This window comes from Bacillus arachidis (assembly GCF_030285945.1).
Classification (GTDB): domain Bacteria; phylum Bacillota; class Bacilli; order Bacillales; family Bacillaceae_G; genus Bacillus_A; species Bacillus_A arachidis.
On the sequence record NZ_CP127376.1, the window covers coordinates 4,270,940 to 4,293,669 of the forward strand.

The 22,730-nt window shown below is 35.2% G+C and carries 25 protein-coding genes and 1 riboswitch; of the genes, 9 read left to right on the forward strand and 16 right to left on the reverse strand.

What is annotated here, in order from left to right:
• Positions 1 to 90: 90 nt before the first annotated feature.
• On the forward strand, positions 91 to 1,320 hold the full coding sequence (locus tag QRY57_RS23625; protein ID WP_098019289.1) for an IS110 family RNA-guided transposase: 1,230 nt from the start codon (positions 91 to 93) through the stop codon (positions 1,318 to 1,320).
• Between the two features lie 147 nt (positions 1,321 to 1,467).
• On the opposite strand, the gene dapA is transcribed toward QRY57_RS23625, so the two are convergent.
• Positions 1,468 to 2,364 (reverse strand): 4-hydroxy-tetrahydrodipicolinate synthase, encoded by an 897-nt coding sequence (gene dapA / locus QRY57_RS23630; RefSeq protein ID WP_026593831.1) that lies wholly within the window; start codon positions 2,362 to 2,364, stop codon positions 1,468 to 1,470.
• 254 nt (positions 2,365 to 2,618) lie between these two features.
• Here dapA and QRY57_RS23635 point away from each other — a divergent pair, with 254 nt between their 5' ends.
• The gene (locus QRY57_RS23635) at positions 2,619 to 3,176 is read left to right on the forward strand and encodes a helix-turn-helix domain-containing protein (protein WP_026593832.1); all 558 of its coding nucleotides are present in this window, start codon (positions 2,619 to 2,621) and stop codon (positions 3,174 to 3,176) included.
• 92 nt (positions 3,177 to 3,268) lie between these two features.
• On the opposite strand, the gene luxS is transcribed toward QRY57_RS23635, so the two are convergent.
• Positions 3,269 to 3,742: an S-ribosylhomocysteine lyase LuxS gene (gene luxS / locus QRY57_RS23640; RefSeq protein ID WP_026593833.1), complete on the reverse strand. Its 474-nt coding sequence runs from the start codon at positions 3,740 to 3,742 to the stop codon at positions 3,269 to 3,271.
• A 128-nt stretch (positions 3,743 to 3,870) separates the two neighbouring features.
• Between luxS and yidD the strand changes: the two genes are divergently transcribed.
• Entirely contained in the window at positions 3,871 to 4,107 is a 237-nt protein-coding gene (gene yidD, locus QRY57_RS23645; protein ID WP_286016265.1) for a membrane protein insertion efficiency factor YidD, read from the forward strand.
• Here yidD and QRY57_RS23650 read toward each other — a convergent pair.
• Complete coding sequence (locus QRY57_RS23650; protein ID WP_090688143.1) at positions 4,104 to 4,667, reverse strand: beta-class carbonic anhydrase; 564 nt, start codon at positions 4,665 to 4,667, stop codon at positions 4,104 to 4,106. The two genes, yidD and QRY57_RS23650, sit on opposite strands and share 4 nt — an antisense overlap.
• Before the next feature lie 224 nt (positions 4,668 to 4,891).
• Here QRY57_RS23650 and cydA point away from each other — a divergent pair, with 224 nt between their 5' ends.
• A complete protein-coding gene (gene cydA, locus QRY57_RS23655; RefSeq protein ID WP_286016266.1) occupies positions 4,892 to 6,238 on the forward strand; it encodes a cytochrome ubiquinol oxidase subunit I in 1,347 nt (448 codons plus the stop codon).
• Positions 6,228 to 7,256, forward strand: a complete 1,029-nt coding sequence (gene cydB, locus QRY57_RS23660; protein ID WP_286016267.1) for a cytochrome d ubiquinol oxidase subunit II — start codon at positions 6,228 to 6,230, stop codon at positions 7,254 to 7,256. The genes cydA and cydB overlap by 11 nt, the downstream gene beginning before the upstream one ends.
• Positions 7,257 to 7,428: 172 nt before the next feature.
• Here cydB and QRY57_RS23665 read toward each other — a convergent pair whose 3' ends face one another.
• On the reverse strand, positions 7,429 to 7,662 hold the full coding sequence (locus tag QRY57_RS23665) for a spore germination protein (RefSeq protein ID WP_286016268.1): 234 nt from the start codon (positions 7,660 to 7,662) through the stop codon (positions 7,429 to 7,431).
• 153 nt (positions 7,663 to 7,815) lie between these two features.
• On the opposite strand from QRY57_RS23665, the gene QRY57_RS23670 reads away from it, so the two are divergent.
• Positions 7,816 to 8,844, forward strand: coding sequence for a YdcF family protein (locus QRY57_RS23670; RefSeq protein WP_286017925.1), 1,029 nt, complete (start codon positions 7,816 to 7,818; stop codon positions 8,842 to 8,844).
• A gap of 65 nt (positions 8,845 to 8,909) precedes the next feature.
• Here the strand turns inward: QRY57_RS23670 and QRY57_RS23675 are convergent.
• Both QRY57_RS23675 and QRY57_RS23680 read right to left on the reverse strand, forming a co-directional pair.
• A protein-coding gene (locus QRY57_RS23675; protein WP_286015498.1) for an IS3 family transposase occupies positions 8,910 to 10,072 on the reverse strand; the annotation gives its coding sequence in 2 pieces (ribosomal slippage) (positions 8,910 to 9,805 and positions 9,805 to 10,072; 1,164 coding nt in all).
• 122 nt (positions 10,073 to 10,194) lie between these two features.
• The gene (locus QRY57_RS23680) at positions 10,195 to 11,058 is read right to left on the reverse strand and encodes a LysR family transcriptional regulator (protein ID WP_286016269.1); all 864 of its coding nucleotides are present in this window, start codon (positions 11,056 to 11,058) and stop codon (positions 10,195 to 10,197) included.
• Positions 11,059 to 11,157: 99 nt separating this feature from the next.
• On the opposite strand from QRY57_RS23680, the gene QRY57_RS23685 reads away from it, so the two are divergent.
• Positions 11,158 to 12,297 carry an MFS transporter gene (locus tag QRY57_RS23685; RefSeq protein WP_286016270.1) on the forward strand — a complete coding sequence of 380 codons (1,140 nt, stop codon included), beginning with the start codon at positions 11,158 to 11,160 and terminating at the stop codon, positions 12,295 to 12,297.
• A gap of 57 nt (positions 12,298 to 12,354) precedes the next feature.
• Here QRY57_RS23685 and QRY57_RS23690 read toward each other — a convergent pair whose 3' ends face one another.
• From QRY57_RS23690 to QRY57_RS23705, 4 genes are all read right to left on the reverse strand, one after another.
• Positions 12,355 to 13,164, reverse strand: coding sequence for a DUF4247 domain-containing protein (locus QRY57_RS23690; protein WP_286016271.1), 810 nt, complete (start codon positions 13,162 to 13,164; stop codon positions 12,355 to 12,357).
• Positions 13,165 to 13,176: 12 nt separating this feature from the next.
• Positions 13,177 to 13,683 carry a DUF4178 domain-containing protein gene (locus QRY57_RS23695; protein ID WP_026593843.1) on the reverse strand — a complete coding sequence of 169 codons (507 nt, stop codon included), beginning with the start codon at positions 13,681 to 13,683 and terminating at the stop codon, positions 13,177 to 13,179.
• Positions 13,684 to 13,704: 21 nt separating this feature from the next.
• Positions 13,705 to 14,109, reverse strand: coding sequence for a DUF350 domain-containing protein (locus QRY57_RS23700; RefSeq protein ID WP_208017218.1), 405 nt, complete (start codon positions 14,107 to 14,109; stop codon positions 13,705 to 13,707).
• A gap of 78 nt (positions 14,110 to 14,187) precedes the next feature.
• Positions 14,188 to 14,853 carry a PspA/IM30 family protein gene (locus QRY57_RS23705; protein ID WP_026593845.1) on the reverse strand — a complete coding sequence of 222 codons (666 nt, stop codon included), beginning with the start codon at positions 14,851 to 14,853 and terminating at the stop codon, positions 14,188 to 14,190.
• Positions 14,854 to 15,263: 410 nt separating this feature from the next.
• Here QRY57_RS23705 and QRY57_RS23710 point away from each other — a divergent pair, with 410 nt between their 5' ends.
• The gene (locus QRY57_RS23710; RefSeq protein WP_286016272.1) at positions 15,264 to 15,842 is read left to right on the forward strand and encodes a lipoprotein BA_5634 family protein; all 579 of its coding nucleotides are present in this window, start codon (positions 15,264 to 15,266) and stop codon (positions 15,840 to 15,842) included.
• A 39-nt stretch (positions 15,843 to 15,881) separates the two neighbouring features.
• Here the strand turns inward: QRY57_RS23710 and QRY57_RS23715 are convergent, their stop codons facing one another.
• From QRY57_RS23715 to QRY57_RS23725, 3 genes are read right to left on the reverse strand one after another with little or no spacing between them, the layout of a single operon-like run.
• Positions 15,882 to 16,049 (reverse strand): FeoB-associated Cys-rich membrane protein, encoded by a 168-nt coding sequence (locus QRY57_RS23715; protein ID WP_026593847.1) that lies wholly within the window; start codon positions 16,047 to 16,049, stop codon positions 15,882 to 15,884.
• A gap of 16 nt (positions 16,050 to 16,065) precedes the next feature.
• Positions 16,066 to 18,054, reverse strand: coding sequence for a ferrous iron transport protein B (feoB, locus tag QRY57_RS23720; protein WP_286016273.1), 1,989 nt, complete (start codon positions 18,052 to 18,054; stop codon positions 16,066 to 16,068).
• A complete protein-coding gene (locus QRY57_RS23725) occupies positions 18,051 to 18,278 on the reverse strand; it encodes a FeoA family protein (RefSeq protein ID WP_026593849.1) in 228 nt (75 codons plus the stop codon). Before QRY57_RS23725 ends, feoB begins: the two co-directional genes overlap by 4 nt.
• Positions 18,279 to 18,469: 191 nt before the next feature.
• Positions 18,470 to 18,571, forward strand: a riboswitch (TPP riboswitch).
• 95 nt (positions 18,572 to 18,666) lie between these two features.
• Between QRY57_RS23725 and thiT the strand changes: the two genes are divergently transcribed.
• Entirely contained in the window at positions 18,667 to 19,269 is a 603-nt protein-coding gene (thiT, locus tag QRY57_RS23730) for an energy-coupled thiamine transporter ThiT (protein WP_026593850.1), read from the forward strand.
• Positions 19,270 to 19,492: 223 nt separating this feature from the next.
• On the opposite strand, the gene QRY57_RS23735 is transcribed toward thiT, so the two are convergent.
• From QRY57_RS23735 to QRY57_RS23745, 3 genes are read right to left on the reverse strand one after another with little or no spacing between them, the layout of a single operon-like run.
• Complete coding sequence (locus QRY57_RS23735) at positions 19,493 to 21,292, reverse strand: sensor histidine kinase (protein WP_286016274.1); 1,800 nt, start codon at positions 21,290 to 21,292, stop codon at positions 19,493 to 19,495.
• On the reverse strand, positions 21,289 to 21,978 hold the full coding sequence (locus QRY57_RS23740; protein WP_286016275.1) for a response regulator transcription factor: 690 nt from the start codon (positions 21,976 to 21,978) through the stop codon (positions 21,289 to 21,291). Before QRY57_RS23740 ends, QRY57_RS23735 begins: the two co-directional genes overlap by 4 nt.
• Positions 21,979 to 22,030: 52 nt before the next feature.
• The gene (locus tag QRY57_RS23745) at positions 22,031 to 22,651 is read right to left on the reverse strand and encodes a class D sortase (protein WP_286016276.1); all 621 of its coding nucleotides are present in this window, start codon (positions 22,649 to 22,651) and stop codon (positions 22,031 to 22,033) included.
• Positions 22,652 to 22,730 lie beyond the last annotated feature (79 nt).

The following is a 22,730-nucleotide window of genomic DNA, read 5'->3' on the forward strand; positions in this document are numbered from 1 at the left end:
GGATGTTGGTCAGCGTTCACACTAGGGATATCCCCAGACGTCCAAGAAAGAGATTTTCCAATGATTCTAAAAGAAAGGAGGAACTCTCTCATGAAACTATTTGTTGGTTTAGATGTGAGCTCTCAAGATGCAAAAGTTTGTTTTTTAAATGGTGAAGGTGATCGATTAGAATCGTTCACCATTACAAATGACTTACCTGGAGCCATAATATTAAAAGAAAAAATTCTGAACACAGCTTCCAAATTAACCTGTGAAGTGATTAAGATTGGCTTAGAATCTACGTCGATTTATAGCTACCATCCAGCTATGTTTCTTCACAATGATAAGGAGCTAAGAACCTACGGTTCTCAAGTGTTTATGATTAATCCAAAACAAATTGCAAACTTTAAGAAAAGTTATCCAGAGATGGATAAAACAGATGCCATTGATGCATTTGTCATTGCAGACTATGTTCGTTTTGGACGTCATACGATGTCGATTGTGAAGGAAGAGCAATACATTGCCTTACAACAGTTAACTCGTTCTCGTTATCAACTCGTACATGCCTTAACAAAAGAAAAACAACATTTTCTTCAACACTTAGGATTAAAGTGTAGTCAATTTACACAAGACGTTGGGTCCTCTGTCTTCGGAAATGCCATGATGGAATTATTCTTAGAACGATTCAGCTTAGAAGAACTCGCTCAAATGCCCTTACAAGATCTCGCTCTTTTTCTTCAGGAAAAAGGAAAAAATCGTTTTGGTAATCCAGAAGAAATAGCAAAATCCATTCAAAAAGCTGTCAGAGGATCCTATCGTTTAAGTAAAGTGGTAGAAGATTCTATTGACCTTCTACTAAGCACCTCCATCCAGATTATGCGCACGTATCAAGCTCAAATTAAAGAGATTGAGAAAGGTATAGAAAGTTTGATGTCATCGCTACCTCAAACGCTTGAAAGCATTCCAGGTATAGGTCCTGTATTCGCAGCCGGTATTGTGGCTGAAATTGGTCAAATTGAACGCTTTACCGATGAAACACGAATCGCCAAATACGCAGGTCTATTCTGGAAGAAATATCAGTCTGGTCGCTTTACTGCAGAAAACACGTCATTAACACGATCAGGGAATCAGTATCTACGTTATTACTTAGTTGAAGCCGCCAACTCTGTAAGGCGTCATGTCCCTGAATATCGTGACTATTATGCGAAAAAATCTGCCGAAGTACCTAAGCATAAGCACAAACGAGCCCTCGCATTAACCGCAAGAAAATTTGTTCGTTTGGTGGATGCGCTACTACGCAACAACCAAATTTACACGCCCGGAAGGAGCGTTGATAGATGATGTCTACTGACATTCTTCCTTCTTCTATATTCCATTAATTTACAAATTATTAATGGTCTAGTTTCGTATTGCCTTTTTTAAGCTGAAATAACAAATTAAGTGTTTAAATTACTAGAATCATTACTTGACATCACACCACAGGTCTTCTTATTTTTGTAATGTTAATAGGTTTTCTAAAATTCCTTGTAACTTTTGATCTTCTTCCTCTGTTAATGGCAGACGTGGTTTGCGAGACGGACCACCAGTTTGCCCTTTTAAATCCATTACTCTCTTAATAATTTGAACATACTTCCCTGATTCTTCAATAAAACTACATAGCGGTAAAATCTTATCGTATAGCTCCCAAGCTCTCTCTAGTTCCTTATTTTGCACCGCATCAAATAGTTCCGTTACAAGTTTTGGCACCGCATTACCTGCAACTGAAATCCACCCTGTTGCGCCAACTAAAAAAGATTCTAATACTAAATCATCCGCACCGCAGAATGTTTCAATATCCCCTTTTCCTTTTCTTGTAATATCACGAACTTTGCGAATATCACCGCTTGATTCTTTTACATGCGTAACATTCTCTACATCACGACCGACGCGAAGAATCGTTTCTGTGCTAATATCAACACCAGATGTAAATGGATTATTATAAATCATAATTGGAAACTGAACGGATTCCGCTACTGCTTTAAAGTGTTCATAAATCTCTTCTTCTTTTGGGTGAGCGTAATATGAATTAATAAGTAATGCACCACTCGCACCCGCTCTCTCCGCTTGCTGCGTATATTCAATCGCTTCTTTTGTCGTTTCAGCCGCCGTTCCGACAAGAAGCGGAATACGCCCGTTAATTTGCTCCACCGCTGTTTCCACAACTTTAAAACGCTCTTCCTTCGTTAAACTGACAAACTCTCCCGTACTCCCGTTAACAACTAAACCTGCTACACCTTCTTGAATAAAGTGCTCAATATTTTGTTTCAAACCTTCCCAATTAATCTCTTCGTTTTGATTCATCGGTGTAATAATAACTGGATATGCCCCTTTAAATGTTTGATACATGTTTCTTCCTCCCATCACTGAATTTAACTAAAGATAAAACAAATTGAAGTGTCACTTCAATTTGTTTCGTAAAAAAAACGCAATTCATATCATCTATACACTTAGGGTCATTATAATGCAGAAAAAATAAGTTTACAATATACCTATCTAATTTTTCTGAATTTTTTAATGATAATTTGCAAAACTCAAAACTTTCCTTTACACTTCTTTCATAAGAAAAATTCTATCCAATACTTTATTCGAGGGATTGTCATATGTACGAAAATATCGGAAACAAAATTAAAGCTCTTCGCTTAGAAAAAAGAATGACCTTAAAACAAGTCTCTGAAAAAACAAATCTATCTATTAGTTTTATCTCTCAAGTAGAACGCTCGAAATCTTCTATTACACTAGAATCTTTGAAAAAAATATCAGAAGCACTTCATATCAGTCCTAGCTATTTTTTCGCAGCAGAGCAAAAAACAAATACAAATATCATACGCCGCGGCCTGCAAAATGAAGAACATGTAAATTACTCTCATTTTGTTTACACGAATCTTTCTGGAAATGTTTCAAATCCACATTTCGAACCGATTTTAGTGACGCTTCATCCTGGTGAAAAAAAAGGAAATCCTTATTCTCACAATGGTCAGGAATTCGTATTTGTACTAGAGGGTGTACTCACCATTCTATTAGAAAACGAGGAGCATGATCTACATCCTGGCGACAGCATTCATATGGAATCTGCTACACCACACAATTGGTTTAATCATACGGAAAAGCCAGCTAAATTTTTGTTTGTGAGCTCGCCCCCTATGTTCTTTCAAAAGTAACTGTGCCTTCTCATCTATCGTCGCTTCGATAAGAGATGACATACACATGGACTAAAAGAGCTGCCTTTTCACAGGCAGCTCTTTTTCATCTATTAACCAAATACTTTCCCAAGTTCATCTTTATCTTGGCTTAACCAGAAATTCATTAAGCGTTTTGCTCCTTCTAAATCATGAAGCTTTGCTTGACCGCATTGTGTTTCATTTGCAGCTGGAATTTCTGTAATTTGAACCGCATCTTTTAATGTAAGTTCTAATAAATCAATGACTTCACGAACTGTTGGCGTACCACTTACAACAAGATAATATCCTGTTTGGCAACCCATTGGTGAAATATCGATAATATCGAAATGCGGATAACGATCAATATATTTACGTAAATTAAATGCTAGTAAGTGTTCTAACGTATGAATCACATCTGGCTTCATCGCTTGTTTATTCGGTTGGCAGAAACGAATATCAAATTTATTCACAATACCGTCACTACCCACTTTATGAACACCACAATGTCTTACATAAGGTGCCTTTACAATCGTATGATCTAATTCAAAGCTTTCTACTGATGGCATAATACATCTCTCCCGCTTTCAATTTAATTCCGTTATATCCAATATGATATAACGGAATTCCGAATTAGTAAAGTATTATGTATAGCCGTGCTATAATACTAGAAGAATATGCTGAAAAGGAGACGGTTATGAAACAGATTTTTATAGGTATCATACGCTTTTATCAAAAATTCATTTCCCCGATGACACCACCTGCATGCCGCTTTTATCCAACCTGTTCGCATTATGGATTAGAAGCCTTTCAGAAACACGGCGCTTTCAAAGGATTTTGGCTAACGCTAAAACGTATATTAAAATGTCATCCTTTTCATCCAGGAGGATTTGATCCAGTCCCAGATAAAAAGGATGACAGAGTAAACTCTTAAGCTTCGTAGCCGTTCACAACAAGATCTAATTTCCCTGTATCAGGGTGAATCACAAGACCATGAACCGGTACTTCGGCTGGAAGTAATGGATGGTTACGAAGTACAGAAACGCTATGTTCTACACTTTCTTCTACACTAGAGAATCCTTGTAAGAATTTCTCTAAATCGATTCCAGAATAGCGAAGTGTATCTAATTTTTCTTCTGAAACGCCTCGCTCTCTCATCTTTTCAATTGTGCTGCTCGCCTGTATTTTTGCCATACCACAATCATGGTGACCAACAACACATACTTCATCTGCACCAAGCTCATATACAGCAACTAAAATACTACGCATAATACTTCCAAATGGATGTGAAATAACAGCGCCCGCTACTTTAATAATTTTCACATCGCCATTACGCATATTCATTGCTTTTGGCAATAATTCAACAAGGCGTGTATCCATACAAGAAATAATTACCATCTTTTTGTTTGGAAATTTTCCAGCCTCATACTCTTCATATTTTCTCTCTTCAACGAATTTTTCATTATACTGCAAAATCTCTTCTAATGACTTCATAGCAAAAAGACCCTCTTTTCTTTTATATAGTCTACATACTCAGTGTACCAAAATCTAAAAAATCCCAAAAGGATATTACTTTATTGCAAATATATAATTTTTCAGACAACCGACATAATTTCTTCATAATATACACACAGCTCTGTAACAACTGTCCCATACTTTGCTCACATTTTCACTATAAACTAGATGTAGATAATGTTAAAAAGGAGTGAAACTTTATTATGTCCGACGTTCTGTTACTGAGTCGTTTTCAATTTGCAATTACTATTTTTTATCACTTTTTGTTTGTACCACTCACAATCGGACTTGTTATTTTAGTAGCGTGTATGGAAACACAATATGCACGCACATTAAACCCAACTTATCGAAAAATGGCGAATTTCTGGGGTAAGCTATTTACGATAAACTTCGTCATGGGTATCATAACCGGTATTACGATGGAGTTCCAATTTGGGACAAACTGGTCAGAGTACTCAAAATACATGGGGGACATCTTCGGATCACCGCTCGCAATCGAAGCGCTTGTTGCTTTCTTCTTAGAATCTACCTTCATGGGAATTTGGTTATTCGGTAAAGATAAAATCTCACCAAAGTTCCGTGCTTTTTGTATGTGGATGGTTGCACTTGGAACAAATATTTCCGCGCTTTGGATCATTACAGCAAATGGCTTTATGCAAAACCCTGTTGGTTACGTAGTGCGTAATGGCCGCGCTGAATTAAATGATTTTTGGGCACTTGTTACCAATCCATATGCATGGCATATGTTCTTCCATACAGTTGTTGGTTGTTATATCGTTGGTTCTTTCTTCGTTATGGCAATCAGTGCGTATCATTTATTACGTAAAAACGAAGTGGAGTTCTTTAAAAAGTCATTTAAATTTGGTTTAGTTTTAGGATTATTAGCAGCAACTGTAACACCTTTCATCGGTCACCAATCCGGTGCTTTCGCTGCAAAAATGCAACCTGCAAAAGGTGCTGCGATGGAAGCAGTTTGGGAAACTGGTAAAGGTCAAGGCTTCTCAATCATCCAAATTCCCGATGTGAAGAATGAGAAGAACTTCGAATTATTTACAATTCCAAAACTCGGCAGCTTCTTCTATACAAACTCATTTGATGGAGAAATTGTCGGTTTGAAAGATATCCCGAAAGAAGATCGTCCGAACGTAAACCTTGTTTACTATAGCTTCCGTTTAATGGTTGCACTTGGCGTATTCTTCATGGCACTCACTTGGTTTGGTTTCTATTTAAACCGAAAAGGAAAACTAGAAAACTCAAAACGTTTCTTAAAAATTACAATGTGGTCTGTCTTACTTCCATATGTTGCGATTAACGCTGGATGGATTGTTGCTGAAGCAGGTCGCCAGCCATGGACGGTATACAAATTGATGCGCACAGCTGAAGCTGTTTCACCAATTTCTGTCCCGCAGATTTGGTTCTCATTAATTAGTTTAGTATTGTTCTACACATTGCTCTTAATCGCAGATGTATACCTCATGCTGAAGTTCGCGAAAAAAGGACCTGCAGCATTGGAAGAACCTACTAAGGGAGGTGTAGCTCATGTCTCATGATATGCTTGCAGTTATTTGGTTCGGTTTATGGGGCGTGATTTGGACAGTTTACTTCATTCTCGATGGTTATGCACTCGGTAACGGAATGATTTTCCCGTTCGTTACGAAAGATCGGAAAGAACGAAATCAAATGCAAGAAGCAATCGGACCGTTCTGGGGCGGTAACGAAGTATGGTTAATTACAGCGGGCGGTGCAACATTTGCCGCCTTCCCAATCACATATGCAAATATGTTTAGCTACTTATATACACCATTGTTTTTAGTATTACTTGCTCTTTTTGCTCGTGCAGCAGGGCTTGAATTTATGCATAAAGATGATTCACCAATTTGGCAAAGTACTTGTAAATGGGCATTTGCAATTGGTAGTTTCCTCATCGCATTCTTATTCGGTGTTACATTTGCAAACCTATACTATGGACTGGAAATCGGAAAAGATGGTTATGAAGGAACATTACTTAGCTTATTAAATCATTACGGTATTTTAGGTGGTCTTTTCTTCACAGCAATCTTTGTCGTATCCGGCGCACTTTGGGTCATGATTAAGACAACTGGTGAAGTATCAGATCGTGCTTATAAAATCGCAAAACCATTTTCAATGGCAGCTGCCATCATTTTAGCCATCTTCTATGTGGCAACTGCAAACCGTACAAACTTGTTCCAAAACTTTACGGAGTATCCTGTACTATTCATTCTTCCAGCGCTTGCAATGTTAATGAGTGTCCTGGCAATTATTATGGTTTACAAACATAAAATTGGTCTCGCATTCACATTTGTTTGTCTAACAATCGCAATGTTTATGACAACTGGATTTGCAGGTATGTTCCCAAGAATGCTACCATCACGTATTAATGATGCATACAGTACAACGTTATACCAAGCAGCAGGAAGTGAATTAAACTTAAAAATTATGTTCTTCGTCGCAATGGTAATGGTACCAATCGTTATCGGCTATCAATTGTGGAGCTACACAATCTTTAAAGAAAAAATTCACAAAGACTCTGCGAAAGGGTATCACTAAAATGAAAAAAGACGCTCAAAATGAGTGTCTTTTTTTGCTTATACGTATGATTTTCACTAAGATGTTAAGCCTCTAATTTAACAATCTTGCTAAAGAGGAATGACCAACAGTTTTTATTGAAATTGTATTATATAACGTATACAACAATTCTATACAATTTTACATATTACGTTTAAAGCGTAGTTAGTATTACTTGATCATACTTATCATTATCATACACATCTGTAGCACTAATTCCATTAAAAGCTTTCACAGAAAATCCTACATTAGACGATCCAGAACCGTTATATGCTTTCGTTTGTTCGATTGGATGTACATTATATTTATCGCCTAAATTAATGGTCCCATTGCAATTTTCAATAACTACACCATCGATAACAGCAGGCATACTATCACTCACTTTCATTATGTTATTTTCAGTTTATGAAAAGAGCCTAAAAAAATAGCATGTTTACAGTAAAAAAGATATTCTACAACATTTAACTACGTTATTTACAAAATGTAATATATAATAAATGAGGCCATTATTCATAAAAAAATTGAGGTGTTTACAAAATTGATGTTTTTTGGAAGTATTACGCTTATTTTATTCCTTATTTTTCTATTCTTTTATGTAAAAGATCCCAGAAGCTTATTAATCGGATTTCTATTTAATTTATTCTTTTGTTCATCCCTTATCCTTTTCCTTTATTTAGGTTTCAGCTCGAATAATGGGATACTTAGATTCATTGCAATCATACCATTTTTAATTATTCTTTTTATGTTATCCTTTGGTATATTTGCTTTAATGATTGGACTATTTCTTAACGCAAGAATCTTGATGAGAAAAGAAGGCCGACGTTTTTCTAACTGTTTAACTTTGATTGCTGGGTTAGGTATTTTATGCACTATGCTATTCTCACTATTGGATCCAACACGATTTTTATCTCCTCATTTCCAGCCGATCTTTACAGGAGTATTTTTCATTAGTTTATATTTCTTTTTCCATATATCAACTTTCTTAACAGCTTATTTTCTGTATCAATTTAACAGACCACGGCGTAATCAAGATTTCATTATCGTTCTTGGCAGTGGATTAATTAACGATAAAGTACCGCCACTTTTAGCAAGTCGAATTAATAAAGCAATTGATTTTTACTGGAAACAGGCTGCTGTCACTACTCCGCCTACAATCATTTTTTCTGGTGGACAAGGACCAGATGAAAATCTTCCTGAAGCTGAAGCGATGCAAAAGTATGCTGTTGAAAAAGGCATTCCGATTGAACATACCATACAAGAAAATCGTTCCGTCAATACGTATCAAAACATGCTCTTCTCAAAACAAATTATGGATTCATTAAAAGACAAGTATAAGAGCATCTTTACAACGAACAACTTTCATCTATTCCGCGCTGGCTTATATGCAAAGCAAGCTGGATTAAATAGCCAAGGAATCGGTTCCAAAACTGCTTTCTATTACTGGCCAAATGCGATGATTCGAGAATATATTGCAATCGTTGTAATGAGTCGGAAGCGTCATATGAAGGTCGTAGGAGTTATTTTAGGGTTCGCTGTCTTTTTATCAGCCATGAGCTTTTTATTTAGTTAATTTATACCGGAAAAGCCATCCTTTCGAATGGTCTGACCCCATTTGGTGAGACAAAGAAAAAACACCTAGACAACATGTTTCCTATAAGCTATAGGTGACATATTATCTAATTTTCTCTGAATCCGTTCATTATTATAGTAGTGGATATATTCATCCACAGTTTGTATTATACTAGCATTATTCGATTGTTTTATATTTTGCGCATAGAATCCTTCGGATTTCAAATGAGAATGAAAGGATTCTATGAGGGCATTATCATGGCAGTTTCCTGTACGAGACATGCTTGTGATAATGCCTTTTTCTTTGGCATATGTTTGAAATTGTTTTGATGTATACACTTTTCCTTGATCCGAATGCAAAATCGTATCAATCACATTTCGCTTTCTTAAAGCCTCTTTTAGAGTATCTAATACAAGAGAAACATCCTGTGTCTCACCTATTTTATAACTTACAATTTCATTGTTAAACCCATCTATAATAGATGAAAAATAAAGAGTCTTATTGCCGAACATCAAATACGTGATATCAGTGAACCATTTTTCATTAGGCTTGGTAGCTTTAAATCTCCGTTGTATTCTATTTTTAGCTACCACTGGTTCATGACCGAGCACAAATATCTTTTTCTTTTTTCTAACTCGAGATAATACGTTGTATTTTCTCATGATACGTAATACTCTTTTATGATTCATTACGATGTTAAATTGATCACGTAGACAAGCTGTAACCCGACGATATCCATACCGATATTTATGATGTTGACATATTTCTATTACGGTTTTTTCTTCATGATTAGTTACTGTTTTCTCGTGCTTTTTCCAACGATAATAAGTAGCACGTGAAATATTAAATATGGAACACAGTTCTGCAATTGTGAAAGTTGATTGCCATTCCTTTATCATTTTCATTATTTCTTCTTTTCCTCCCACCTCCTTAAAATTTCTTGGCACTTTTCCAGCAATATAATCTTTGCCTTTAAATAACGTATTTCTAATTCTTTTTGTTCAAGTTCTGTTAACTTTTTTAAACCTTTTCCATGTGCAGATTGTCTTCCAATAGATTGTTCAAACCGATAGGTTTCGCCTTCACGATACCATTTCATCCAAGTTTTAATTTGAGCCACATGTTTAATTCCTAAGGCATCCATAATTTCTTTATTTTTGAATCCTTGGTGTTTCATTTCAACTACTTTCCACTTTATTTCGGCGGGATAATGATTCTTTTTCCCCATGCGAAAAACACCTCCATTAAAATCATAACTGATACTTACGATTTAGAGAGGTGTTTTTTATCGTCTCATTCTCAGGGTTCACTCCAACGAAAAAGGGTGGCTTTTTTAGTTTTCATACAGCCTTAGGAACGGATCGATAATTGATTACATGTAAAAAAAGCATCAATGATAGGCGATCTTTCTTTAAATGCTAAATGAATATAACGATATTGTTTTTGCTTTAACTTTTTCATTTCAATATCTTTATGTGACTTAAAAAATAATTCTGGTCCCATTGTAATCCCGATATTTTGTGATACCATATTAACAATCGTTTCACAATTTAGTACCTCTAATATGATATTGGGACATACTTGGTGATCAGATAAGTTTTTTATTACTAATGGCTGATACGGCCCTTTTGGCATAATAAAGTCCATTCCATCAACTTGCCTAATATCAATTACTTTTTGATTCGTTAACGGATGATTTTTCGGTAACCCTAATACGATTTCATCTTTGCTAACTGGGATTGATTGTATTTGTTTTTTTACATCTGATTCTAAAATAAACCCTATGTCCACTGTGCCATTATCAATCCACTCAATTACTTCTCCATATGTACCCTCAAATAATAAAACTTTAATACCCGAGTAACTCTGTTTAAGATGTAATAACATAGGCGGTAATATTTGTGATGCTGCACTTGTAAACGCCCCGACTTTGATCGTACCCTCCAATCTCTTATTTTGTATAGATACCTCTTGTTTAATCGCCGCTTCGCTCTTCAATACATTTTGAATATGTGGAAAAATACGATTTGCAAACTCGGTTCTTCTAATTTCAGCCTGCTTATTTCTGTGTAATAAAGGATGACCAAACTCTCTTTCTAAACTAGCAATCGCATGACTCACAGCTGATTGTGTCATGTTTAATTGCTCTGCCGCTCTAGTAAAATTCCCTAACTCTACTACTTTTTGAAACACTTCATATCTAGCTATAGTCATGAGTTTTACTCATACCCCCCATTCAAAATATGAATTTCACTAATTTTATTATACTCGTTACGATAAAAATAGACCAATTCATCTAAGGGAGGATTCACTTTGAGTAAAATATTATTATTAACTTTTGGCATGTTTGCATTAGGAGTAGATGCTTATATAATGGCAGGCATTTTGCCCCAAATTGCTGATGATTTTCATGTTTCAATTGGAACAGCTGGGCAAACCGTAAGCATATTCACAATTTGTTATGCGATTGCAGCTCCTTTGTTTGCTACATTTATGAGAAAAGCGAATACAAAACATACGTTATTAGCAGCATTATTCCTTTTTACACTCTCGAACTTTATCACCGCTGTTACCCATCAATTTATTGTTCTATTAATTTCTAGAGGAATAGCCGGCATAGGCGCCGGTATATACGCGCCATTAGCATCAGCTGCTGCTGTTACATTCGTTTCTGAAAAACAAAAAGGAAGAGCTTTAAGTACCATTTTACTTGGAATGAGCGCCGGAACTGTAATTGGTGTTCCATTCGGTATATATATTGCATCAGCTTATGACTGGCGCATGGCAATGTGGTTTATCGTTACCGTTGGGGTAATCGGGATATTTGCTCTCTTTGCTAAATTCCCTATGATAGAATCTAGCCCTTTGCCGACATTAAAAGAGCGGCTAAGTATGTTCAAAAACAAAAAAACTTCACTTGTCATGCTTATCACCATGATATTAAGTTTTTGCAGTTTAGGCTTGTATACATACTTAGATACCATCGTTGTTTCATATGGATTTCAGAAGTCGATCCTCTTTATTTGGATGTGGGGTATCGGCGGGATTGCAGGAAGTTTTGTAATTGGATTGATAATAGATTTGTATAAGAAACCAAAGATCGTATTAGTGTACTTAATGTGTATCATGTTTTTCTCATTTATATTTATGAGTCTTTTCCATGGAAGTGCCGTATTATTGGCCCTTTGTTTAATCCTTTGGGGTGGTACCGGATGGGCAACACTCGCTACTCAACAAAAAACACTTTTAGAAATTAGCCCAGAGCATGCAACCATTTCAATTGCCTTGCTGAGCTCGATCAATTATTTTGCTGGCTCAATAGGCACAATGGTAAGTGGAGTATTTTTAGAGAAGGGAGTAGACCCTATCAATTTACCTTATATATTAGGTGGAATATTACTTTTGGCTATCGGAGGACAGATTCTGTTTATAGGTAAGGAAATTGTAAAATAGGCGTAAATAATCATAAAAAATCCCAAGAAGCATCTACTCTGCTCCTTGGGATTTCCTTTATCGTCTCTTCGTAATTTTCCCTGAACCGCCAACCCTTGTTTTAGGGGGAGACGTATTCTTCGGCGGGCTTTTAATCGATGATTTCGGTTTTACATCAGATTCAGTAGAACCGCCTGGTGATTTGATAATCTTTCCCTTATTCTCTGTAGACGGCGGAACAGTTTTAGTTTCTTTTTCTATAATGCTTCCTTTATCCCCTACAGAGGTCTTTGGCTCTACTTTATCACTTCTCTTAATAATAGAACCTTTACCTTGCTTTGTAATAGGCGGCGGTGTCTTCTTCTCTTCTTTCGTAGGCGGTCTTTCTGGAATAACCGGTTTATGATTTTTCCGATCTGTATATCCGCGGTAATCACCATGATACGATTTACGTGAATCAAATATATCGTCTAATATACTTGCCAAAATATAACCTTGTAAGAAAGATGGCTGGTAATTTTGGCGTACATATTCTGTATTACTTATTTCAATAATGGTATCTGATGGTTTTTCTTTATCCTTTTGCAAATTATACATTTTGTCAGGATAAACGAGAAACATCTGGTTTTCATCTTCTTTAGATGCTTGCTTGGGCTTATTTTCATCAATCAGTTCTTTTGCAATCTCTGGAACTGATTTATTGGCAGCCCTATATACATATGATTCTTGCTTACCATCTTTTGCGACGGATTCTAACGGGTAACGGTCCTGAATCGATTTTTCATTTTGACACCCTGATAATGTAAACCCAGCAATTACAAGTAACGTAACAATGGCAAGGATAGGGATGAAAAACGATTTAATCATGGTAAACAATCGGTTTGACATGATTAAGCCCCCTTACGTTGCCCTTATAATTTGTACATCAGCAGAAAGAATCGCTTCTCCCTCATACATCATTGTACGTCCATCTTGCCATTCAATACGAAGTAACTTTCTATTATCAGATTGAAACTCCCACACATATTGTTCATCAGAGACAGCAAACGGTGTTTTTCCCATCGCAACAACACGTCCATTATATCGTTCTTCCATATGGTACTCGATATCATCCATTTCAATCGTCGTTGGGATCTCCTCTACGGAATCTAAACGACCATCAATTGGTGTATACAGCTTATAATAAGTACTTTCACGGTTTTCGATTTTTAAATAGCGAATTGTTTTCCCGTCCTGTAATGTTAAAACAATTTCATTACGAGAATGCAGGCTTGTTTTTCCGGTCACTTCATACATTACTAATGAAACTTCAACCATATCGCCAGGTGCTAACGTGAGTAAGGATTTCTCTGGTTTCACAGGCTCCGGACTTTTCATTATATTTTTAATTCGTTTGAATAAACTCATGATCTATCCCTCCTTTTCTCTTTATAGACAAGCTGCTAAAATGAGGGCCCCAACAATATGTAATGAACCGGCTAATAACGCATGAGTTACATGACCTTGCTTCGTCCCCTCTTCTAAATCTAAACCTACCAGCTTTTTCAAAATAAACTCAATAAACATTTCAACAACTAATAAAATAACGAAAGAAACAGCGGATGCAAGAAGCGCTTGCCATAGGTCGTTTGCTTTCATAATCGATTGTGACAAAATATATCCTTGTGCAAACAACTTCATAATAAAACGTGTTGTAACTGCCATATTTCCTTGTTTTATTTCTGCTACATCATTGTACTTTGTAAAAATAGAATCAACCCACATAAGTGCAAATAACAGAACAGCACTTGCTCCTGTCCATACGAGCATGGCTAACACATTCATCCATGTCATTACAAAACCTCCTCTAAAAGATAATAGAAAACCGACATGGTTTATTTCAGACATGTCGGTTCCTGTGTCTATTCTATATTATTTCTCATACTGCTTCATAATACGTGCTAGTTCATCATCCACAGCTGAGTTTTTATTTAAAGCCGCAAATTCATCATCTAACGACTTTTCTTGTTTATAAATTTCACCGCTTGCCTCTGCTTCAGCTTCTAATTGAAGAGCCTTTTCTTCCATACGGCTCAGACCAGCTTTTGCAGTATTGGCATCAAATCCGGACATCGCTTGATTAATGCTCTTTTGTGCCTTCGCTGCGTTTACACGCGCTACAAGTGTTTCACGTTTATTTTTTAGCTCTGTTAATTGCTTGCGCATTTCTTCTAATTTTGCACGAAGGTTATCAGCTGCTGCTTTATTTTGCTCGTAGCTTGCTTTGTATTCATTCATCTTCTGTTCTGCATTTTGCTTTTCTTCTAACGCACGGCGCGCAAGATCAATATTATTTGCTTGAACTGCCATATGTGCTTGTTCTTCACGTTTCTTCACAAGTGCTTCTTGCTCTTCAAACAATAATTTAAACTTTTTCTCAAGCGCGATTTGAGCCGCTACACTCTTCTCAGCTTCTTGTACATCTTGCTGCATATCACGTAAATATTGATCCGTCATCTTAACTGGATCTTCTGCTTTCTCAATTAACGCATACACATTTGACATCGTTAAATCTCTTAATCGTTTAAAAACAGACATGTAAATTCCTCCTATGGATTACCTCATATTTCAAACTTACTCCACGTAAAAACTTTCCTTTACAGTAAGAATATTCATTTTTAAATCCTATGTGTTTATTATATCAAAACTAAGATGTCCTTACATGTTATTTACCAAATATACAATCTATAATCTGACATTGTTATTGCAATATGTACCCATACTATAAATTTTATCTTTATATTTTCTTTTTCCTATCACATTTTCAACTCTTTTCAATGCATTACATCATTGTAATGTTACTGTAAGCTAACTCGATAGTTACAAAAACGTTATTCTTATAAAATGAAATCAGAAGCCGAGGTTAAACAAAAAACAATTTTGCTTCTCTAAATTTAAAAAACATTACATTTGTATTTACTATAACGTATAAAAAAGGAGACAAGAAAATGAAAAAATTAGTAGGTATTGGGTTAGCAGCAGCAATTTCATTAGGAGCATTATCAGGCTGTTCTTTATTAGGAGAAAAAGCAAATGGTATGGTTACTTACGGAAGTGAACAACAAATTAATCAAGTAATCGATAAAAACAAATCTGATATCAAAGAAAAGAATACGTACAAAATGAAACTTGCGACATTAGAAGGTAAAAAAGTACTTGTAATGGATAAAAAGACTGGTGAAGAACTAGTGAAAAAAGAATTGATTAAGAAAGTTGAAAAAGAAAATACAAAAGCAATTGATAAATTACCAGCAGTAACAACGGACCAAGGTGTATTATTCGCGAAAGAAGAAGTAGCAAACGCAACAATTGATGGAGCGAAATTAAAATACGAAGGTAATACAATCATCGGTGACGCCCGTTCTTACGCGGATATGTTTGCTATTGTAGATGACGCTGCATACGAAAAAGTAAATGGTGAAGAAAAATCTGTAGGTGTACTGAAATTTGCTAAAGACCCTAAAGATAAAATCCAAGATACTACGAAAGAAACAGAAGCTGTACAACTTGTTAAAATCAAAAAGTAATTCATAAAAAAAGCTTTGCGAATTTCGCAAAGCTTTTTTCTATTTATTAACTACTTGCTCCATATCAGGACTACAACTATTCGACTGACATGACTTATTTAAGGAACATGCTGCGCACTTCCCTTTTTTACTTCTCTTCACAAAATTGAATAATGTATATCCTGCATAACCAAAAATGACAGCTCCAATGACAATATTGATTATCATTATGATACATCTCCTTCTAGAATCCGAGTAAAGATCCAACTTGGTATATAACGAGCGTTAATAGATAAGCAACAATAAGTGGATAAACAACAGAGAAAATTGTCCACTTTATAGATCCTGTTTCACGGCGAATAACAGCTACTGTTGCCAAGCACGGAACGTATAACAAAATAAAGAACATGAATGCATATGCTGATAACGCAGTATAGTGCGCTCCCATTACATTTCCTAATATATCTTCTTTCACCGCATAAATAATGGCCATTGTAGAAACAACAACTTCTTTTGCTAAAAATCCTGTTAATAAAGATGCCGCAGCTTGCCATGTTCCAAAACCGAGCGGTGCTAAAATCGGTGCCACAAAACCACCAATCATCGCTAAGAAACTATCTCCCATATCTACGCCAAATCCTGATGGACCTGCATAATTTAATAACCAAATCACAACGGAACCACCAAAGATAAATGTACCCGCTTTACGAACGAAACCTTTTCCTTTTTCCCACGTACTAAGCCATAATGTTTTTGCTTGTGGCACACGATAAGGTGGAAGTTCAATAACAAAAATTGATTTTTCTTCTTTTAAAACAGTAAGAGACATTACCTTTGTAACAAGCAAAGCAAGAACAATACCAGCAATATATAAAGAAAATACAACAGTCGCTTGGTTATGAGGGAAAAAGACTCCCGCGAATAATGCATATACCGGTAAACGTGCTGAACAAGACATAAACGGCGTTACTAAAATTGTAAGTAGCCTCTCTTTCTCTTGTTCAATCGTTCTTGCCGCCATAATCCCTGGAACGTTACAACCAAAACCGATAATCATTGGAATAAATGCTTTCCCATTTAAACCAAAGAATTCCATAATACGATCCATCACAACTGCAATACGAGCCATATATCCTGAGTCTTCTAATAACGAAATAAAGAAAAATAATGCAAAGATTTGTGGAACGAATACTAATACAGCACCAACACCGGCAATAATTCCTTCTGTAACGAGCGCTTGAATAAAATCAGAGGCTCCAATAGTTGTTAAACCCGCTGTTACCCAATCGGTGAGTTGACCGCTGAAAAATTCATCCAGCATATCCGATAAAGGTGTTCCAATCCACGTAAACGTAACCTGAAAAATAAAAAACATAACAGCTAAAAAGATTGGAAGTCCTAAAACTTTATGTGTGATTAACTGATCAATTTTTTCTGAAAAAGGAATTTTCCCTTCCTTCTCATGCTGAATCACATTTGTTTTTAACTTTTCAATATACGCTGCACGTGAACGATAAATATGTTGTTCCAGCGTTACATCAATTTCTTCCTCTAATTCTGATCGAATCGCTATAAGTTTTTCATACACCGGCAATTTCTTTACTTCTTGTTCTACTACTTCATTATTGCTTAAAAATTGAAGTGCAAGCCACCTTGGATTCTCATAATTTTCCTTAGTTAAAAACTCCATGATATCTGCAATTCCTGCATCTATTTGTTTACCATATGAAATACTGAAGGGCTTTTGCTCTTTTTGCTTACTCTCATGTAGGGTTGCAAGTAACTCTTTGCAGCCTTTTCCACTTCTCGCAACAACAGGAACAACTGTTACTCCTAATATTTCTGATAACCTGTTCACATCGATAATAATTCCACGCTGCTTTGCTACATCAATCATATTTAAACCGATAGAAACTGGTTTACCAAATTCTAATAGTTGCAATGTTAAATGCATATTGCGCTCAAATTGAGAAGAGTCAACAATATTTAACATATGATGAAATTCTTCTGTTAGTAGAAAATTTGTAACAACACCTTCATCACGAGAAACCGGATTTAAATCATATATACCTGGTAAATCAATTAATGTCCCTTGCTTACCTTTTAACTTACCGACCTTCTTTTCTACTGTTACCCCGCTCCAGTTTCCTACATATTCATAAGAACCTGTTAGCGCATTAAATAATGATGTTTTCCCCGTATTCGGATTCCCTAGCAATGCAACTTTATTCACGCTAATTCCACCTTTATCATTTTCGCGTCACAATGACGAATACTAATTAATTGTCCACGGCACTCTAGCGTACACGGTCCCTTAAACATTGCTTTTTGTTTCATACGAAGTTCACTTCCTTCTGAAAGACCAAACGCAGCTAATCTACGCTTTAATAACTTATCTAACGATTGTATATTTTTTACAAGTACTGTTTCACCTATTTTAATATCTACTAAACTCATAATCTTCCCCCTCGAAGAGAATGATAATTATTTTCATGAAAATTATATCATATTCTATGAATCAAGTACTATAGCTTTCCCTTCATAGTTATTAACATTTTTGCACAATTATATTTAAATAATTGTCATAACAGATTCATTTGCCATTCTCATCCATTTCGATTACACTGAACCTAACAAATAAAGAATCTCGTTATCACAGGGGGAGCCTCGTTGCTGAGAGGGAACAATTCGTTCCGACCCTTAGAACCTGTTAGTTAATGCTAACGTAGGAATTGTGCAAGCGTCGAAATACATATACCTCATCATTTTCTACTTACGTATTTCATATCTCCCTATGGTAAATTATTCTTTTTTTGTGCAACTTAGATTTAGGGGGAATAAGAACATGCGTAACACCAATTTACAAGCGATGATTGAATCTGCAATCCTTGCAGCTTTCGCCTTAATCATCGACATTTTACCAATCTCGATTAAACTTCCAACAGGCGGTTCCATTTCATTTGCTATGATTCCTATTTTTATTATCGCATACCGCTGGGGATTTAAAACAGCTTTCTTCGGTGGCTTAATTTGGGGGCTACTGCAAATTGTATTCGGAGATGCTTATATTTTAACGCCAGTTCAAGCGTTTATTGAGTACTTCGTTGCATTTGCTTTTATCGGTTTTGCTGGATTATTTTATCAACCTATTCAGCAATCAATGGCGAATAATCAAGGTAAGAAAGCAATGGTCTATATTGTTATTGCTACACTCATTGGTAGCTTAGCACGTTATTTCTGTCATTTTATTGCCGGGGTTATCTTTTTTGGGAAATACGCACCGCCTGGACAATCAGCTGTTCTTTATTCATTGATTGTGAACGGTAGTACAATGCTTGGTTCTTTCGCTTTATGTACAGCTTTACTAATGCTTCTATTTACAACAGCTCCACGCTTATTTAAAAGTATTGGTGCACATAATTTGAATTCAAAAAATACGGTTGCCTAAATGGCAATCTTATTTTTTATTTAATGAGTTATATCAATAATAAAAACAATAAATACACATAAGAATATAAATACCATTACACTTAGTAAATTACTATTCATGGCTAATCTACTCCTTGTAAACCTTATTTTTTATATAAATTATACGTGTAGAATATAAAGATAAAGTAAAGATGCTATCAAAATAAAATTAAGAAATAATAAAAAAGTGTAGAATTTCGTTTCTACACTTTTTTATGTAAATAAAAGTAAAACAGTACACCATCTACTGTATTATCTACACCATATTCCACACCATGAAGTTCTAAAATATTTTTAGAAATGGCGAGCCCCAGTCCTGTTCCACCTTTTGAGCGCTGACGAGCTGTATCGATCCGATAAAACCGATCCCAAATCTTATCTAATTGTTCCGCTTCAATATGAGCGCCTTTATTTTCTATACAAATCTTTATTCGATTCAGTTCATCTCTTATAGAAATAATAATATCCTTTTTTTCAGGTGTATAACGGATTGCATTCGTTACAAAATTTATAATTACTTGTTCGATACGATGTTGATTTGCAACAACTTCGATTGGCAAAAGGCATTTATGAACATTCAATTCTTTTTTCGCTATTTCTAATGATAGTTGTTCACATATATGCTCAATAACTCCATCAATATAAAAAATATCCATTTTCATTTTATACGTACCAGACTCAAATTTAGCTAACTCTAGCATATCCAAAATTAACATATCCATCTTATCGACTTCTTTTTCCATTGCCTGAAAATAATACTCTTTCTTATGCTCTGCCACCCCATCTTTTAAAATAGAAATGCAACTTTTCATAATGCTTAGTGGAGTTTTCAATTCATGCGAGACACCCGAAATAAATTCTTTTCGTGTGTTTTCTAACTTTCTTTCTTTTTCGATGTCTTGTTCCAATTGTTCAATATGTGAATGGAGCGTATTAGACAACATATTAATATTTTGTGATAAATCACCAATCTCATCTTTTGAAGTAATGGGGATTCTTTCCGTGAAATCTAAATTTGCGATTTTTTTCGTTGTGTCGTTTATTCGTAATAATGGTTTGGCAATTTGTTTTGAATAATAGAAAGAAGCTAGAAAAATAAGTATTAATACAAATGCAATGATATATATATAATAATCCTTCACCATTTGCACCGCTTCATCTACTGGCTGCAAGGAAGCCATTGCGAATATATATGTTAACGAACCATCTTTTTCTTTTATTGGTTTAATTAATAATTTATATTTTATATCATTTTTTTCATAGTCATTTACTCTTAAGGTATCATTATTATCTTCATTTTCATTTAACAGTAATTCTGCTTGAAATTCTTTTATACTTTCCAAAAACAAAGTATTTTTATAAATTGGATTCACTACCCCTTTACTATCAGGCAGTTGCACTTTTGTAATGGTTCCCCCAAAAACAGTACTAGGAAATTGTGCAGCACTTTTTCTTTCCTCTTTCAGCTTAAGAGCCATTTCATTTACTTTCTTATCTAAAGGCTTGTTGGACCAATTTATACTTCCCTTGCTTACATTTAATACAGCAGGGATAAATGTAGAATCTTTATCTATCCCATAAATTGAAACTTGCAATCCTGAAAAATACGGGAGTTTTTCATTTTCAACCTCTTCTATCGCCATCAGATAATAGAGAGGGATTGTAATGTTTGTTTTTCCAAGTTCCTTCTGCGATAGCCGATCCAACTTTACCTCTAAATAAAAATCATCTGCATGTTTTAAATTCCCATTACTATCTAACGTCGTAATCCATGTATTATTTTCTCGATAAAAATCTTGTTCCAGTTTCTGAATAGCTTCAGTGTTACTACTATTCAAATAATCTCTCTCAAAAGAGCTTATATTCGTTTTAATATCGTTTACCTTTCGGTTTGCATAATATTGTTTAAAAAATATTGTTTGTCCAATAAATATTGTTGCTAGAATTAGCATACATAAAGCCGCTGTAAGAATAAATAATTTGAGTACAATCCCTTTTCTCATACATTCCCCTCAAATTTATACCCCATCCGAACAACAGTGGTAATATGCTTTGCTTTATCACCTAATTTATTTCGTAAATTACGAATATGGCTATTCACAGTCCGATCATCACCAGCAAATTCATATCCCCAAATTCTTGAAATCAACTGCTCTCTCGTAAGAACAATCCCCTGATTTTTCATAAAATACGTTAATATTTCAAACTCTGTATGTGTTAAATTAATATCCATTCCATCTATCATAACAACGCGAGAAGGAAAATGAACATAAATTCCATGAATAGATACTGTATCATTTTCATTGTCCGAAGACTTACTTATAGTTGCCCTACTTTCCAGCAATCGTTTCGCCCTTGCCAATAAAATAGGCGGACTATATGGCTTTGTTACATAATCATCTGCCCCTAGCTCAAATCCAAGTAATGTATCATCCTCATCTACACGTGCTGTCAGCATAATAATTGGCACTTGAGACGTCTTACGGATCCTTCGACAAACAGACCAACCATCTAATTCTGGTAACATAATATCAAGAATAACTAAATGAACTTCCTCTTCTTCAAACAAGAATAAAGCTTCCTTTCCGTCTCTTGCCTCAAGTACTTGATATTGCTCATTTAAAAAATAATCTTTCAAAATTTCACGTAAAATATCTTCATCCTCAACAATCAAAATTGTTTTTGACATATTCTTCTCCCTCTCTCGTTACTAAATACCAAAAGATAAGAATACTGTAATCTCATCTTGAATCAGTAGCAATCAACTTTGCCTCAATAATATATCGATCCGGTGCATCTCCTATATAATTGAATGGATAGCAGGTCGTTAGCGTTAATGTTGGCTCTTCTTTCTTCACAATGACTGTGCGATCATCCGCATGTGTAATCCATGTTTTTTGAATCTCATAACTATAAATTTTATTATCATATCCTACAATAAGTTTATCTTTTTCTTTCAGCTCTGCTAACTCTGTAAAAACAGTATCACGATGTCCGCTCAACACTGTATGACCTCGTTCAGAAGGGACTGTTGTAATATCACTAACAAACATACCTACTCCTTTTTTCAAAGTGGTATCATTAGATCCCCAATATACAGAAAACTTCTTCTTTATTTTCGGGATATTTAATAGAGCTACTTTCTCACCTTCTTTATATGACATCTGAGAAGAAGACACTTGAGAATTTACAGGTACTTCAGTAGAATGCTCTTTTGATTGTATCTTTTCAAAATCCTTTATCTCTTTTGTCGTTAAATCTTGCGCAGAACTTTTCCCCTTATACCATTCAAAAGAATAATAACCTCCAATAAGAATACCAATTATTATAAGGGCGAATCCAATACGATTAAGAAGTGCCACTTTTAATCCCTCCATGCAAAAAATGGTAGGGATATCCTACCATTTTTAATATATGAAATTACCCCATGTTTTATAGACC

Coding starts and splice junctions, on each gene's coding strand:
- QRY57_RS23625 (WP_098019289.1), top strand. CDS start 91: ATGAAACTATTTGTTGGTTTAGATGTGAGCTCTCAAGATGCAAAAGTT.
- dapA (WP_026593831.1), bottom strand. CDS start 2,364: ATGTATCAAACATTTAAAGGGGCATATCCAGTTATTATTACACCGATG.
- QRY57_RS23635 (WP_026593832.1), top strand. CDS start 2,619: ATGTACGAAAATATCGGAAACAAAATTAAAGCTCTTCGCTTAGAAAAA.
- luxS (WP_026593833.1), bottom strand. CDS start 3,742: ATGCCATCAGTAGAAAGCTTTGAATTAGATCATACGATTGTAAAGGCA.
- yidD (WP_286016265.1), top strand. CDS start 3,871: ATGAAACAGATTTTTATAGGTATCATACGCTTTTATCAAAAATTCATT.
- QRY57_RS23650 (WP_090688143.1), bottom strand. CDS start 4,667: ATGAAGTCATTAGAAGAGATTTTGCAGTATAATGAAAAATTCGTTGAA.
- cydA (WP_286016266.1), top strand. CDS start 4,892: ATGTCCGACGTTCTGTTACTGAGTCGTTTTCAATTTGCAATTACTATT.
- cydB (WP_286016267.1), top strand. CDS start 6,228: ATGTCTCATGATATGCTTGCAGTTATTTGGTTCGGTTTATGGGGCGTG.
- QRY57_RS23665 (WP_286016268.1), bottom strand. CDS start 7,662: ATGAAAGTGAGTGATAGTATGCCTGCTGTTATCGATGGTGTAGTTATT.
- QRY57_RS23670 (WP_286017925.1), top strand. CDS start 7,816: ATGTTTTTTGGAAGTATTACGCTTATTTTATTCCTTATTTTTCTATTC.
- QRY57_RS23680 (WP_286016269.1), bottom strand. CDS start 11,058: ATGACTATAGCTAGATATGAAGTGTTTCAAAAAGTAGTAGAGTTAGGG.
- QRY57_RS23690 (WP_286016271.1), bottom strand. CDS start 13,164: ATGTCAAACCGATTGTTTACCATGATTAAATCGTTTTTCATCCCTATC.
- QRY57_RS23695 (WP_026593843.1), bottom strand. CDS start 13,683: ATGAGTTTATTCAAACGAATTAAAAATATAATGAAAAGTCCGGAGCCT.
- QRY57_RS23700 (WP_208017218.1), bottom strand. CDS start 14,109: ATGACATGGATGAATGTGTTAGCCATGCTCGTATGGACAGGAGCAAGT.
- QRY57_RS23705 (WP_026593845.1), bottom strand. CDS start 14,853: ATGTCTGTTTTTAAACGATTAAGAGATTTAACGATGTCAAATGTGTAT.
- QRY57_RS23710 (WP_286016272.1), top strand. CDS start 15,264: ATGAAAAAATTAGTAGGTATTGGGTTAGCAGCAGCAATTTCATTAGGA.
- QRY57_RS23715 (WP_026593847.1), bottom strand. CDS start 16,049: ATGATAATCAATATTGTCATTGGAGCTGTCATTTTTGGTTATGCAGGA.
- QRY57_RS23725 (WP_026593849.1), bottom strand. CDS start 18,278: ATGAGTTTAGTAGATATTAAAATAGGTGAAACAGTACTTGTAAAAAAT.
- thiT (WP_026593850.1), top strand. CDS start 18,667: ATGCGTAACACCAATTTACAAGCGATGATTGAATCTGCAATCCTTGCA.
- QRY57_RS23735 (WP_286016274.1), bottom strand. CDS start 21,292: ATGAGAAAAGGGATTGTACTCAAATTATTTATTCTTACAGCGGCTTTA.
- QRY57_RS23740 (WP_286016275.1), bottom strand. CDS start 21,978: ATGTCAAAAACAATTTTGATTGTTGAGGATGAAGATATTTTACGTGAA.